The sequence below is a fragment of the Pseudonocardia thermophila genome (assembly GCF_900142365.1).
Lineage (GTDB): Bacteria > Actinomycetota > Actinomycetes > Mycobacteriales > Pseudonocardiaceae > Pseudonocardia > Pseudonocardia thermophila.
In genome coordinates this window covers 1-12,998 of the sequence record NZ_FRAP01000028.1, presented here as the reverse complement: position 1 = coordinate 12,998, position 12,998 = coordinate 1, and the positions used below count along the sequence as shown (strand labels likewise).

At 71.3% G+C, this 12,998-nt stretch carries 18 protein-coding genes; 3 read left to right on the top strand and 15 right to left on the bottom strand.

Going from position 1 to position 12,998, the window contains the following annotated elements:
* Window positions 1–50 precede the first annotated feature (50 nt).
* The 3 genes from BUE41_RS27495 to BUE41_RS27485 all read right to left on the bottom strand — a co-directional run bounded on the left by BUE41_RS27495 (window position 51) and on the right by BUE41_RS27485 (window position 3,213).
* A complete protein-coding gene (locus BUE41_RS27495) occupies window positions 51–2,024 on the bottom strand; it encodes a hypothetical protein (protein ID WP_073460260.1) in 1,974 nt (657 codons plus the stop codon).
* Window positions 2,021–2,767: a hypothetical protein gene (locus BUE41_RS27490; protein ID WP_073460259.1), complete on the bottom strand. Its 747-nt coding sequence runs from the start codon at window positions 2,765–2,767 to the stop codon at window positions 2,021–2,023. The genes BUE41_RS27495 and BUE41_RS27490 overlap by 4 nt, the downstream gene beginning before the upstream one ends.
* A gap of 137 nt (window positions 2,768–2,904) precedes the next feature.
* A complete protein-coding gene (locus tag BUE41_RS27485) occupies window positions 2,905–3,213 on the bottom strand; it encodes a DUF6907 domain-containing protein (RefSeq protein WP_073460258.1) in 309 nt (102 codons plus the stop codon).
* Window positions 3,214–3,437: 224 nt separating this feature from the next.
* Here BUE41_RS27485 and BUE41_RS27480 point away from each other — a divergent pair, with 224 nt between their 5' ends.
* From BUE41_RS27480 to BUE41_RS27470, 3 genes are read left to right on the top strand one after another with little or no spacing between them, the layout of a single operon-like run.
* Window positions 3,438–3,653: a hypothetical protein gene (locus BUE41_RS27480; RefSeq protein WP_073460257.1), complete on the top strand. Its 216-nt coding sequence runs from the start codon at window positions 3,438–3,440 to the stop codon at window positions 3,651–3,653.
* 2 nt (window positions 3,654–3,655) lie between these two features.
* The gene (locus BUE41_RS27475; RefSeq protein ID WP_073460256.1) at window positions 3,656–4,213 is read left to right on the top strand and encodes a DUF6879 family protein; all 558 of its coding nucleotides are present in this window, start codon (window positions 3,656–3,658) and stop codon (window positions 4,211–4,213) included.
* Window positions 4,206–5,057, top strand: coding sequence for a helix-turn-helix domain-containing protein (locus BUE41_RS27470; RefSeq protein WP_073460255.1), 852 nt, complete (start codon window positions 4,206–4,208; stop codon window positions 5,055–5,057). Before BUE41_RS27475 ends, BUE41_RS27470 begins: the two co-directional genes overlap by 8 nt.
* Here the strand turns inward: BUE41_RS27470 and BUE41_RS27465 are convergent.
* From BUE41_RS27465 to BUE41_RS27410, 12 genes are all read right to left on the bottom strand, one after another.
* Window positions 5,054–5,443, bottom strand: coding sequence for a hypothetical protein (locus BUE41_RS27465; protein ID WP_143172402.1), 390 nt, complete (start codon window positions 5,441–5,443; stop codon window positions 5,054–5,056). The genes BUE41_RS27470 and BUE41_RS27465 overlap by 4 nt on opposite strands.
* A gap of 169 nt (window positions 5,444–5,612) precedes the next feature.
* Window positions 5,613–6,008 carry a hypothetical protein gene (locus BUE41_RS27460; RefSeq protein WP_143172401.1) on the bottom strand — a complete coding sequence of 132 codons (396 nt, stop codon included), beginning with the start codon at window positions 6,006–6,008 and terminating at the stop codon, window positions 5,613–5,615.
* Window positions 6,009–6,047: 39 nt separating this feature from the next.
* Window positions 6,048–6,809 carry an N-acetylmuramoyl-L-alanine amidase gene (locus BUE41_RS27455; RefSeq protein WP_159444977.1) on the bottom strand — a complete coding sequence of 254 codons (762 nt, stop codon included), beginning with the start codon at window positions 6,807–6,809 and terminating at the stop codon, window positions 6,048–6,050.
* Window positions 6,810–6,922: 113 nt separating this feature from the next.
* Entirely contained in the window at window positions 6,923–7,228 is a 306-nt protein-coding gene (locus tag BUE41_RS27450; protein WP_143172399.1) for a hypothetical protein, read from the bottom strand.
* The gene (locus tag BUE41_RS27445) at window positions 7,225–7,620 is read right to left on the bottom strand and encodes a hypothetical protein (protein WP_073460250.1); all 396 of its coding nucleotides are present in this window, start codon (window positions 7,618–7,620) and stop codon (window positions 7,225–7,227) included. Before BUE41_RS27445 ends, BUE41_RS27450 begins: the two co-directional genes overlap by 4 nt.
* A gap of 14 nt (window positions 7,621–7,634) precedes the next feature.
* On the bottom strand, window positions 7,635–8,228 hold the full coding sequence (locus BUE41_RS27440; protein ID WP_073460249.1) for a class F sortase: 594 nt from the start codon (window positions 8,226–8,228) through the stop codon (window positions 7,635–7,637).
* Entirely contained in the window at window positions 8,228–8,677 is a 450-nt protein-coding gene (locus BUE41_RS31540) for a hypothetical protein (RefSeq protein ID WP_200804135.1), read from the bottom strand. The genes BUE41_RS27440 and BUE41_RS31540 overlap by 1 nt, the downstream gene beginning before the upstream one ends.
* Window positions 8,678–8,714: 37 nt before the next feature.
* Window positions 8,715–10,781 (bottom strand): hypothetical protein, encoded by a 2,067-nt coding sequence (locus BUE41_RS27430; RefSeq protein WP_143172398.1) that lies wholly within the window; start codon window positions 10,779–10,781, stop codon window positions 8,715–8,717.
* A gap of 380 nt (window positions 10,782–11,161) precedes the next feature.
* A complete protein-coding gene (locus tag BUE41_RS27425) occupies window positions 11,162–11,539 on the bottom strand; it encodes a phage tail fiber protein (RefSeq protein WP_073460247.1) in 378 nt (125 codons plus the stop codon).
* Between the two features lie 7 nt (window positions 11,540–11,546).
* Window positions 11,547–11,801 (bottom strand): hypothetical protein, encoded by a 255-nt coding sequence (locus tag BUE41_RS27420; RefSeq protein WP_143172397.1) that lies wholly within the window; start codon window positions 11,799–11,801, stop codon window positions 11,547–11,549.
* 17 nt (window positions 11,802–11,818) lie between these two features.
* Complete coding sequence (locus tag BUE41_RS27415) at window positions 11,819–12,244, bottom strand: hypothetical protein (RefSeq protein ID WP_143172396.1); 426 nt, start codon at window positions 12,242–12,244, stop codon at window positions 11,819–11,821.
* 84 nt (window positions 12,245–12,328) lie between these two features.
* Window positions 12,329–12,640, bottom strand: coding sequence for a hypothetical protein (locus tag BUE41_RS27410; protein WP_073460244.1), 312 nt, complete (start codon window positions 12,638–12,640; stop codon window positions 12,329–12,331).
* Window positions 12,641–12,998: the final 358 nt, after the last annotated feature.

Sequence of the window (12,998 nt, the reverse complement as noted above, 5' to 3'; positions counted from 1 at the left end):
ACCGGGCCGTGACCGGCCCCGTACCGGCCACTGCCGGGCACTGCCGGGCCTCACGTGATCTCCCGAATGGCACGCTCGACGTCGACCCACCGGTACCCGCGAACCGGGCTCGACCCGGCCTTGTGCCACCGGGTCGGCTGCAGCCCGGCGGGACGCACCTCGTCGGCGAGCTTGCCCGAGGTGAGCGTCAGCCCGGCGTCGGCGAGCCGGTCCAGAAGCTCGGCGGTGGCCATCCGCTCCGGGCAGCCCGCGTCGCGGAAAGCAGCCTCCACGGCGGCCAGCACCGGTGGCACTTCGACCGCGTCCAGCACCTCCGCGGGCAGGGTGCTGTCCAGGCGGGGCAGCCCGTCCTCGATGCGCTGTCGAGCGCGCCGCTTCACCTCTGCGGTGGTGCCCGGCGCGTAGGCCCGGTAGATGTCCGGGGTGCGGTGCCACGGCGACTCCACGAAAACCTTGCCCGCGTCGCGTGCATCGCCCTCCACGCCGGGACGCAGCAGGTGCGGCGTGTACCCGGCCTCGCGACGATCAGCGCCGAAGATCCGGTTGGCGTCCTGCTGGTCGCACGGCCCAGCGATGGTGACAGCACACTGGGTCTGCATCGTGGTGGACCCGAAGTCGGAATTGCCGGTCTTCTGCGTCAACATCACCAGCGACACCCAATGCTTGCGGCCGGTTCGCACGATCTGCTCGCATTTCGCCAGCAGATTCAGCCCGCCCGTGTTGGTGGGGCCGGTACGGCCGTCGAATGCGGCCAGCTGTGAGAACTCGTCGACCAGCACCACGAAGGCCGGCCCGAGCCCGGAGTGCCATTCGGCGGCGTCGTTGTCCGGGTCGTCGTCCTCCGCGATCGCCGACAGGATCTTGGAGCGGCGGTCGATCTCGGCGAGCGCCTTGTCCAGCACCTTGTCCGCGGAGGCCGGGTCGAACCCCTTGTACTGGATGACGTCGCGCCACAGCGTCAGCTCGGGCCCGTTGGTGATGTCGATACCGCCGATCACCACGTCGTGGCAGGCAGACAACCCGTCGATGATCGACCGCAGCAGCCACGACGTCTTCCCGCCGCCGGTGCCCGCCACGATGCGGATGTGCACCCCGGCGAACGGGATGGTGAACGGCACCTCGGTGGCGGAGACGCCGAGGGTGATGCCCTCCACGATCGAGCGGCTGCCGGTCGGGATCCACGGCCGCTCCACCGGCGTCGCCAGCGGGTCCCCGACCCGGATGACCAGCTGCCGCACGGTCGCGGTGTCGGTGGCCAAGTTCCGCACCGCGTAATCCCGCGCCCCTACCGCCCGCTCGATGGCGCGCAGGTGCTCGGGCTTGATCTCGTCGCGGGTGGCCAAGCTGATGCGGTACTCGTGCCGGTCGTGGTCGTACACCAGCGGCTCCGCGACGCCGACCGAGCCGGGCTCGAATCCCTCGCGCTCCAGCGTCTCCAGGATCGACGCGGTGATCTGCGACAGCGGCACGCCGTCGTCGAGCACCCGTGGCACCTGCACCGCCGCGGGCAGCGGGTCCGCACCGGGCAGCAGTCGTCGGCCGTGCCAGTCCAGCGCTGCCGCCACGAGGATGGCGGCAGCGGCGAGCGTGAGTGGTTGCCGCAGCCACGCCCACACCCCGGCGGTGAGCGCCACCAGCACGGCGGCGAGGGACAGCCAGCGGCGCGCGGTCTGCGTCTTGGACGCGGCCAACCCTTGCTTGGCCTTGAGGTTGCCCTCGGCGGCCTTGGCGTACTCGTGTCGGTCCTGCGCAGACACCCATGTCGACCAGCGGTGCAGCAGGTCACCGAGGCCGCGGCCGATCGGTCGTAGCTCGCGCAGCACGAGCAGTGGAAGCCACGGCGCCACGCGCAGCAGGTGCACGGCCCACCAGCGCGCGGACGCGGCGAGCTGTTGCCGGTTGGGCAGTGGTCGGGCGACGGCGAGCACGGCGCGGCGTGCCCGGGACAGCTGCGGCGCCTCGACGGCGGGCTGCAGGTCCTTCCGCAGCACCACCCCGGCGGCGGGCTCGGGCTGCGTGGTCATGACGCGGCCTTCTCCCGCTTCAGGTCAGCGGCGATGCGGTAGGCGTGCGCCTTGGAGCACCCGGTCGCCATCTTGATCTCGGCACCGGTGACCGGCCAGTGCGCTTCGGCCCATTCGCGCGGGCTGACCTTCCCGGCGGGCTGCTCCCGCTCGGGCTCAGGCTCGGGCTGCTGCTCCGGCTCCGGGGCGGGCGTGGGTGCTGGTGCAGCGTGGCTGGTGCGGGTACGGGTGCGACGAGCAGTCGGCCGTTGCTGCTGCGCCTGCTGCGCCAGTCGTGCGACCGTGACCAGGGCAGCCACGGTGTGCGACGACACCTGCGCCGCGGCGGGCTGCTCGGGGCGGCGCCGCTTGGCCAGGGTGGCCATCACCATCACACCCTCGACGGCGGTGATCAGCAGGATCGCGAGCCGCAGGTCCTCGGCGACCGGGCGGGGCGCGGCCGGGTCGGTGGTGAGCAGCTGCGCGGAGTGCGCCAGGTTGACGATCGCGGCGGCGACGCAGATGTAGCCCATGACCAGCGCCCGGATGATCCGGGTCCACACGCCGGTGATCGGTACGCGCGGCCACAGGTGCAGCGACACCGGTACCAGCGCGGTCGCGAAAAGTCCGGCCACGACCCGCACGGGGCCGAGTTCCCACGTCCACGCCACGTTGGCGGCGCCGGATCCGAGCGCACCGACGGCGAGGGCGACGGTCGCGGCGGACGGCCGCCGACGGCGGGTGGGTGCGGTGTGGTCGTGCACGGTCAGCTGCTCCAGGTCACGGTTTCGGCGGGGTCAGTGCTGCTGGTCGTCGCCGCGTGTGGTGGGCGGGTTGATCGGCATGAGGTAGGCGGTTGCGGCGACGACCGCGGCGAGTGCGAGCAGGAACTCGGTGAGGTTCACCGCGCACCTCCTCGCCCGAGCGATGCGAGCAGCAGTAGCCGGTGCGCGATCAGCTCGGCCTCGGCAGGCAGCAGCTCGACCCCGGCTTCGATGGGAGCGCCGCCGGGCCACTGGCTGACGAGGTTGCGGATGTCGAGCGTGACTCGGGTGCTCGTGCCGGTGCTGCGTACGGCCATCGAGATCTCGACGTCGTCGTAGACGGCCTGGTGAGTGATCGGTGTGGACCCGTGGGTGTCGTTGACCGCGTGTGAGCGGGGGTCGCACCAGGACGGGCAGGTCGTGGTCGGTGTCGGGGTGGTGGTCACGGGTGGGACCTCCTGGGGTGGTCGGCGGTGGTGTTGTGTCGGCCGCTCGGCGGTGTTTCGGGAGGGGACGCCGTAACTCGCCGGGCGGCCGACGCCACCATGTTATGCATACTTGGCAAGTGTGCATAATCGTCCGGTCGGTTGGGTTATGCACGCCGTGCCGAGTTGACTAAGCAGTCCCCGCCCGAAGACACTGCGCGTGTTGTCGTTCGGGAGGGGACCCGATGGAGCAGCAGAGGTTGACGTGGCAGTCCCGCGAGTGCGGCTCGGGCAAGCAGTGCGCCGGCGTCGGCCGACACGTCGCGTTGCCGGGTGGCCGCATCGTGCAGGGCTACCTGATCACCGACCCGCAGGTGCTGGCCGACCTTGGTCTGCCGCCACAGGGCGAGGGCTATCTGTGGGTGCCGGACGAGGTTTTCGACACAGCAGGCGCGGGGTGACCATGCGACTCGACGAGCAGCAGCTCGACGAGTACACCGACCGGTTCACCAGCGACGCGCTGCGCTACGAAACACTCACCTACTACGACGTGGCCTCAGACGGGGACGACTTCGCGCGCTTCCTCGCGGGCGAACCCGGGCCCTCGCCCGAGGTCGTCGGCGGCTGGGGACGGTGGGTGCAGCAGCAGCGCAGCCGTGGCGCGACCGTGCGCCGGGTCCGTGTGCTCCGCGAGCCACCCAGCGATTACCTGCGATTCGAGATGGGTTGGGCCTACGTCGCCAACGTGTCCGCCGGGGAGGACATCCGCATCCTCGACCTCACCGAGCGGCCCGCGCCTGCCGAGGTGGTCGACGCCGAGTTCTGGATGCTCGACCGGCAGCGGATCGCGCTGATGGCCTACAGCATGGCTGGCAAGTTCCTGCACGCCCACGCTCTCGACGGCGACGACGCTGCCCCGTACGTCGACGCCGCCGAGACCGCGTGGCGACTGGCCGAGCCTTTCCCCGCGTGGTGGGCCCGCCACCCCGAGTACCACCACCCGGTGGCGGCCAGTGCCTAACCGCAAGCGCGACTACGACCCGAAGCAGCTCGACGCGCTCTCCCGGCTGCTGCGCAGGCTGCGCACCGAGGCGGGACTGTCGGCGAACTCCGCGTCCAAGTTGGCGCGCGGTGTCTCCCAGTCCGGGCTGTCCCGCTACGAGCGCGGCCTGATCGTGCCGAGCGTCGAGCAGGCGACCGAGCTGGCGCGGGTGTACGGGGCATCACCGGCCGACCGGGCCGAGCTGCTGCGCATGGTGCGTGACCTGCGCGAGCGCACCAGCGTGCCGGCCAAGGTGATCCTGCGACGAGGCGGGCTGCAGGAGCGGATCAAGCGGATCGAGAACGGCTCGATCCACCTGCGCACCTTCCAACCGCTGCTCATCCCCGGCCTGCTGCAGACACCCGCCTACCAGCGCGCCGTCTTCGCGTCCGGCGGCGACATGACCCCGGACGCGCAGGCCGCCGAGGTGGCCGCGCGGACCGAGCGACAAACGATCGTCGGCGACGGCCAGCACCAGGTCACCGTGGTCGTCCCGGAGGCGGCGCTGCGGTGGCAGCTCGGTGGCCCGGAGGTGATGGTCGAGCAGCTGCGCCACCTCATCGACCGGTCTCGGCTGCCCGGGGTGCGGGTCGGGGTGATCCCGTGGCGGAGCGCGGTCGATCTGGCGCCCACGCACGGGTTCGACCTTTTCGACGAGCGGGCTGTGCTGGTCGGTATCGAGACGGCGGCGACCTTCCTGACCAACCCGGTGGACGTCGCCGTTTTCGTGAAGCAGTTCGGCCAGCTGGAGGCGTTGGCGGTGTTCGACGACGAGGCGCGCCAGGTGATCGCCGCCGTGCTCGACGACCTGCAGATCGGTTAAGCGAGCTGGCACACCTGCCGTGCAGCGTCGGTCAGCTCGTCGGTGGGCACCCCAAGGTCGTCGCTGCGGATGCAGAGCGCAGAGATGAACATCTTCTGCGTGAACCCGCTGAAGACATTGCGTGGCGCGTAGCCGTCCTTGATCCGCACGATCAGATCGCTGTAGGCGGAGGGAAAGTCGTGCTCGCACGCCATCCTCATGCGGGCTGCCGAGGACATGTCGGGCTCTGGCTGCTGCTGCGTCGACCCGATGTTGTCCATGCGCTCGATCAGCCCGATCAGCGCGGTAGCGGCCTCGTCGACGGCTCGAGCGCATTCTGCGTCACGCTGGGCGGAGCAGCCGGTAACTGCGGCTGCCACCACACCAGCAGCCGCCGCGAGGGTCACGACACGTACGCGCATAGTCACGTGATCAACGTAGGAACGTGGCGGTGCCGCGTTACTCGTCGCTGGACACGGCTCCGCCCGCCACGCTCGGGGGCCGTGGCGGGCGGAGTCCGTGTTCCCGGCCCGCGATGGGTGTGAGCCTCGGGGATGCGGGCCCGGGACGATCGAGTTAGGTCGTCGCAGCCTTCCGGTGGCCGTTCGCGTCGACCGGGGCGTCGACCGCGCCGCGCACGAAAAGACCAGCGATCATCGACATCAGCGTCAGCAGCGCGGCCTGCTGCGCCTCGCTCATGGTCACGCCGAGCGTCACGATCAGCGTGATCACGACCTTGAAGAAGCCGACCAGCAGCGGCAGCAGCTGGTCGCTCTGCACCTTCCACGCCGTGTTCACCGACGCGGCCGCGACGACGACCGCGTTGATCGCGGCCTGCACACCTTCATCGAGTCCAGGCAGCAGGAAAAGGTGCAGCACAAGAAGAGTGCTGGCGATGAGTTCCGAGATCATCGCCGGCTCGCGCCCGAAGATCAGCACCCGGGGCTTCACAGGATTTTCGGATACGGTCATGGCGGTCTCCTCATGATGCGCTGCCGTGATTCGGCACGGTCACCGGGTGGCGTCTTGTGGCAGCTGCGTGACCGCGACCGGGCGCGGGTTGTCACACAGCGCGTGCGAGCGACGGTCCAACTCGTTCCAGGTCGCCGGGTTCACCCATTGACAGATCGCGCCCGCCGCGATCGCGGCCTCGGCCGACTGCCGCTCCTGCTCGGTGCCCAGACCAACGAAGATCGGGCCGGACAGAATCGCGATCGCCGGGCTACCAGACGGGGTGAGCTGGCACTTGATGTACATCGCGTCGTCGTCCTTCACGGGCTTGACCGGCGCAGCCGGCCGGTTGCGAGGAATGCGGTTGAGCGGGTCGACCAGCAGCGACCCGACATGCGCCCGGAACGTCGGCATGTCGATGCCGGCCGGGTCCGGCTTCCGCCCGGCCGGCAACGCGCACTCTCGGTGCGCGCACACCCGGCTTGCGGGGCGGCGCATGTAGTAGCAGAGCGCCGCGACCAGCCGCGGGTAGCAATCCAGCTGCTCAGGCGTCCAGGTGCCGTCGCCGTCGTCTTCGGCCTCGATCCCGAGGAATCGCGCGTTGAGGTTGACGAAATCGAACGGGCGGCCGTCCGGGTCCACCCCAGCCCACCGCGACGTGCCCGCGTGGTACGCCAAGCCGGCCGCGATCACGTACACGGTGCCAGAGCGGCCCAACCCGAGGTTGGCCAACGGCCCGGGCAGATCAGCGCGGCCGTCCCGCACCACCGCCAGCGACGGGTACTCCCCCGTCCTCGGGCCGGCGGTGTGGTGCATGACCACGCCCTCAACCGCGCTCATGCCGCCGTGGCCGCGGCTGCGCCACCCAGCGACCTCGACGACCGGGTAGCCGGTCAACCGGGCAGCGTCGGCGAGCCACGGCACGTAGATGCCGGTCACCACCCACCCCCGGTGTCGATCCGCAACCGGTCCCACCGCTCGGCCTCGTACTGCTCCGGCAGCCGCAGCTGCTCAGCGACTGGCCGGGTCGGGTCGAGCGGGTCGTGGCAGCGGGACGCCCACCGCGGAATGTCCTCGTCGGGCACCGCATCGGCCGGGGTCATCTCCCGGTAGGCGCGCGACTGCGCATCCATGTACGGCGGTCTGCCGGTGAGCTGGGCAAACAAGAGGTTCAGCTCGTCGAGAGCGCGGCGGTACTCGCGGGTGACCTCGTCGTCGTGCGGGATCGGCGGCATCGTCATCGCACCGGCTCCCGCGGCGCCGGGTCGACACCGGTGCGGGCCTGCACGCGCGCCCGGAACAGCTCGTCGTACGGGTGCCCGACACGGCTGCGCTGCTCCGGGATCCGCACCCGCGGACGCTGCTGCTGGTGCGGCTTCGGCGGCGGTGCGGCGAGCGCCTGCTGGATGCGCTCAATCCGGGCCCGCAGCGCGTGCACCTCGCGATGCAGCGCGGCGCACCGCTGGCACGGCTCGGTCACGTACTCGTACGGCACCGGGGTCCAGCCGGTGCAGCCGCACGACTTGCGCAGCTTGCACGCGCCGTCGTCGGTGTGCACGGCGGGGCCATGGTTGCACGCGCAGTAGGGGTCACGGATGCGGCCGTTGGCGAGTGGCTTGACGCGTCGCACCATGCCGGGGTCGCTCCTCAGGTGAGCAGGTGGGCGGACACGACGGTGTTGTCGCTGTAGTTGCCGTCCACGACCTGGCCGCTGCAGGTCACCAGCCGCAACTCCGGCCCCGGGGTCGGGCCGAAAACTGCCGGCACGGTGCGCGACCAGTAGTCGGTCTTGGGGATTTGCTGCACGGTGTCGACGACGAAGGTGCGGTGGATGCCGTGCACGTCGACGACGGTGACCAGGTCGCCCGGTTCGAGCTCGCCGATGCGGCCGAGCGCGCCCGGTCGACCTTTCCAGTTGACATGGCCGGCGAGCACCGCGGGCCCGGGCTCGCCGGGCTCGGGGCCGGGCCTGTACCAGCCGGTGTCCTCGACGGGCGGTAGCTCCATGCCGCCGGGCCCGTCGGGGCACATCTCGCTGTAGCCGCGGCAGATACCGACGGGCACGAGGTTGTCGTCGACGCCGAGTTTCGGGATCAGCACGCGGGCGGGGTCGGCGACCTGCGGTGTGGTGGCTGCTTGGGTGGGCAGGTCAGCTGGTATCCGCTCAGGATCATTAGGTGTGGTGGCGCCGCAGCCGGCGAGGGCTATGCAGAGCGCCCCCACGAGGAGGGCGCGCCGCATCAGTACGCCCTGCCGGTGTTGATGTTGCTCGGGATCGGGGTGCTGTCGTCGTCGTCCTGGTTGGCGTCGTTGTTCTTGGTGTCCTTGTCCTGGGAGTCGCCGTCCTGGGAGTCGCCGTCCTGCGAGTCGCCGTCCTGCGAGTCGCCGTCCTGCGAGTCGCCGTCCTGCGAGTCGCCGTCCTGCGAGTCGCCGTCCTGCGAGTCGCCGTCCTGCGAGTCGCCGTCCTGCGAGTCGCCGTCCTGCGAGTCGCCGTCCTGCGAGTCGCCGTCCTGGGAGTCGCCGTCCTGGGAGTCGCCGTTCCCGGGATCGTCGGTGCACTCCTCCTGGACGACCTCCGCGCATTCGGGCGTCCCCGGGTCGTCATCTTGCGCGGCAGCGGCCGGCGCGGCAAGCACACCAGCAACGAGCAAACCGGCAGCGAGCGCGGCTGCGCGAGCAGTGCGGTTCATGCCCCGACCGTCCCGCCCACCCTCACACGGCGGTGCGCTAGTCGCGTGTCGGCTGCCCCGCATGCAGATGCTGCCGAAGATCCTCCGGCTCCCCCGCATGCAGCGGCGGCACCCACGTCGGCGGCGGGTAACTCACCCCCACACCAGCAGCGACCAGCTCACCTAGTGGCGCGTCAGCGACCGCGGGCAGCGCACCGGTCGCTTCCGCGTGCGCAGCAAGTCCGCCCAGATCCGCGAGCGCGGCCGCGAGCAGATCGAGCCCGGCGGACGCGTGCGCGACCAGCGGGCCGAGTTCGGCGTGCGCCGCCACCTGCACGCTCGTGTCACCGGCAGCGGTCGCGGTGAGGCCGCCAAGGTCGGCGTGCGCGGCCCCGACGTTCCGTGCCTCGCCGCCAGCGCTGGCGGACAGCCCACCGAGTGGGGCGTCAGCGGACACGGCCGCAGTCGAGCGGACCGCGACAGCCGCGGCGTCCAGCCCGCCGAGCGGTGCCGCCGCGGACGCGGAGTGCTCGACCGCGGCGTCCGCGTGCCCGGTGAGTCCGCCCAATTGGGCGGCAGCAGCACCCGAGCCGACACCGGTGGTGTCGCCCGACGCGGCAGCAGTGACCCCGCCGAGGGACGCCACAGCCGTGGCGGGGTGGTCGACGACGGCCACCCCGGCGGCGTCGAGCCCGCCGAGGTCAGCGGCAGCGGACGCGGACCGAGCGATGGTGGCGTCCGCGTGCCCGACCAGACCACCGAGCGGGGCCACAGCGGACGCGGTGGCGACGCTGCTGGCGGCAGCGGTGGCGGACAGGCCCCCCAGAGGTGCCGCGGCAGTCGCCGAGTGGTCGACGATCGCGGCAGCGGCAGCGTCGAGGCCGCCGAGCGGCGCGGCCCCGGACGCGGTCGTCGAGCGTACGGCCGCAGCGGCGGCATCGAGGCCGCCGAGATCGGCGGCAGCGGCGGCGACGACCGTGCGGGTCGCGTCGGCGTGGCCAGCAAGTCCGCCGAGCGGTGCGCTGGCGGTGGCGGCTGCGACGTTGCCGGCGACAGCGGACGCGGCCAGCCCACCGAGCGGAGCATCCGCGCTGGCGGGGTGGGTGATCGCGGCGGATGCTGTGGCCGCGAGTCCGCCGAGGTCCGCTTCCGCGGTGGCCGGCCGGGTGATGGTGCCGTCGGCGTGCGCGGCGAGGCTGCCGAGGTCGGCCGCGGCGGTGGCGGGGTGAGTGACCGCAGCTTCCGCCTGAGCGTGCAGGCCGCTGAGCGGGGCGTCGGCGGCGGCGACGCGGAAGTTGGTGGCGTCTGCGTGCGCGGCGAGCCCACCAAGCGGTGCGGCAGCGGTGGCGGGGTGGGTGACAGTCGCGGTCGCTTCCGCGTGCAGGCCACCGAGAGCCGCGTCGCCGGAGGCAGGAGCCGATGCGGTGCCGGTCGCGGTGGCCGCAAGTCCGCCGAGGTCGGCTGCCGCGGTCGCCGGGTGGGTGACCATGGCTTCCGCTGCAGCCTGCAGGCCACCGAGCGGCGCAGCAGCGGCGGCTGTGTGCTTGACCTGCCCGGACGCGGCCGCAGCGAGCCCGCCGAGATCAGCCGCCGCGATCGCGGGGTGCGTGACCGTCGCCGCGACCTCGGCCTGCAGGCCACCGAGGGGCGCGGCAGCTGTTGCTGGGTGGGTGACGGTCGCGTCGGCGTGCGCAGCGATCCCACCGAGCGGCGCGCTCGCGGACCCCTGCACGGTCGCGGCAGCCCCGGCAGTCGGGATCGCCACGGCGACGGCGATCCACGGGTACATGTCCGACGAGTCGACGTTCTCGTACGCCGCCGACCGGCTACCGGTGTCGACCTTTCCGACCAGCTGCAGCGTGTACGCCGCTCCGTTCATCCACCAGGCTTCCAGGATCTCGCCGCGCTGCGTCATCCCGGCTGGCGGAGTGATGTCGGGCTCGTCGTATTCATGGATCGCCGCGACCGCGACGATCAGCAGCGGGTCGGTGCCGGTGTAGCCGCTGCTGGGGATGGAAGGGGCGGACGCGTTCCGGGCACCGGTGTTCGGTAGCACACCAGAACCCCAGTCGACGACGATCTGCGCCGAGTCGGGCAGGTCGGCGATGCAGAAAGCCCACGCCAACCCGGCCGACCACACGATGGGCTCGAAAGACCACGCCTGAGGAAGGTTCGCCGGGTTGGTGACCTTCCATTCGTAGACGCTGCCCTTCGGGCCGAAGTCGTTTTCAAACGGATTCCGCCGATAGACCGTCCACGATGTGCCCGCACCCTGTGGCGGTGTGACCGGCTCGTGCCACGTCTCGTTCTCGTCCTCCAGCACGATGACGATGAGCCGGTCCCCCACCTGCGTGCCCGCGCCGCAGGCGGGAGAGACGGTCTCGCCATCGTGAACGTCAGTGGAGAACCACCTGATCGAGGCCACAGCGCGCCACTTCCCCTACCTACGCGGACAGGTCCGGCCAGAGCGCAGCGCGCGGCCACTGGCCGGACTTGTCGCGGTGATCAGCTGGCGACGGTGAAGCTGCGGGTCAGCGAGCCCGCGGGGATGGTGAGCGTGTCGCCCGCGTTGTACGGGTTCGCCGTCACGGTGCCGGTGAAACCGACGTTGCCGCCGGACTCCTGGTCGAGCACGGAGAAATGCGTGGCGTCCTCCGTGCCGGACGCCGCGATCGACGTCCACACCAGGTCGTTCGTGGACACCTGCTGTCCGCTCGACGCGGCACTCCACGTGACCTGCTTGCGGGTGGTCTCCGTGGCCGGGTTCGAGGTGCCGTCCGCGCCGGGGTCACCGACGTGCAGCTTCACCCACGTGAACTCAGACAGGTCCGCGGTGCCCTCCAGCAGCCCATTCGCGACCGCGGCGATCAGACCAGTTGCCATCTTGTACTCAGCCCTCCGACTCCTGTCCCAGCAGCTCAGCGACGCGCTCGTCACTGAGCGGGTTCGCGAGCAGGTACGCCCGCAGGTCTTCGCCCTCGGCGTCCCCGGCGCCCTTCAGCTGCTCGATGCACAGTGGGCAGCCGAGCTGGGCGTGGCAGCGGTGATGAAAATTCGCCCCCTGCTGGCCCGCGGGAGCTGCGATGACGTGCCGCGGGTGATCATCGGTCTGTCCGCATCGGGAGCAGGTGCGCAGCATCGACATAGCCGGGTTCCTCGTGATCAACGGGTGATGGCGGGCCACACCCGGAATCCGCCTTGCGCGATCCGGTGCGGCTCAGACGGGGCACCGCCGGTCGGCGGCTCGGTCAGGTACAGGTCCCAGGCGCACGTGTAATCCGGCCAGTCCTGCCACGCGGCGGTCTCATCCGCGGTGGCGGTCAACAGCACCGCCGAGGCGGGGCCGGGCAGGATCTCCGCGTTCGGGTCAGGCCCGGTGGTGGCCCACTCGTGCAGCACCACGCTGGAGAAGTTGTTACGCCGCACCTGCGCGAGCGCCTTCCACAGCACCTCGGCGCCGGGCGTGATCTCCACGGGCTGGTCGTGGTCGTCCAGGATCGGGATGCGCAGCGCCAGCGGCTCGCCGGCGTTGACCGTGATGTCGATGCAGGTGGTGCGCGGCACCACCGTGTAGTGCTGCTTGCTCACCGACACCACTCCCGGGCACGGGTGATGCAGCAGCTCGTCGACCTCACGAGGGCGAGGGTCAGCGGCAACCGCGGCTCGGGTGGCTCAGTCGCGTGTCGGGCGCCGCCACAGCAGCGACTCCAGCCGCAGCACCTCCCGCTCCAGCCGCACGACCTCGCGCTCCAGCCGCTCGATCCGCTCGTCGCGCTCCCGGATCTGCCGCTCCAGCTCGTCCTCTCGCTCCTGCGCCTCCGCGATTTGACGCAGCAGGTGCTGCAGGAACTGGTCGGTGCGATCCACCACCGGCGGCGTCTGGGTGGACGGGCTCGACGAGCCCGGCTGGTCGTCCTCCGCCGGTCGCGGCCGGATGCGGTCACGAATGACCGGGCCGAAGTGCACCAGACCGGCCAGCACCACCGACGTGACCAGCAGAGTGATCGCTACCGGTTGCGGAAGCGACGCCAGCTCAGAAGCGGGAGGGAGCGGAGTCGGGGCGGTGGCCTCGGCAACCGCTGTGGTTGTCAACGGTCCCCACGCCTCCTACCGGCCTCGTGGCCGGGTGTCCCGCGCGAACCACAGCCCTGAGCCGTGCAGCCCGCAGACGGTGGTCCCGAGCACGAAAAGCACCCCGGTGGCGGCGGGACTGGTGGTGGTGCCGGTCAGCAGTCCGGTGATCGCGCCTAGTACTGCAACGGCACTTCATGATCGTGGGGGTTGGTGTCCGCGGCGTCGGTAGTGGGCGGCGCGGGCTTGGTGTTGTCGACGTCGTCGCCAG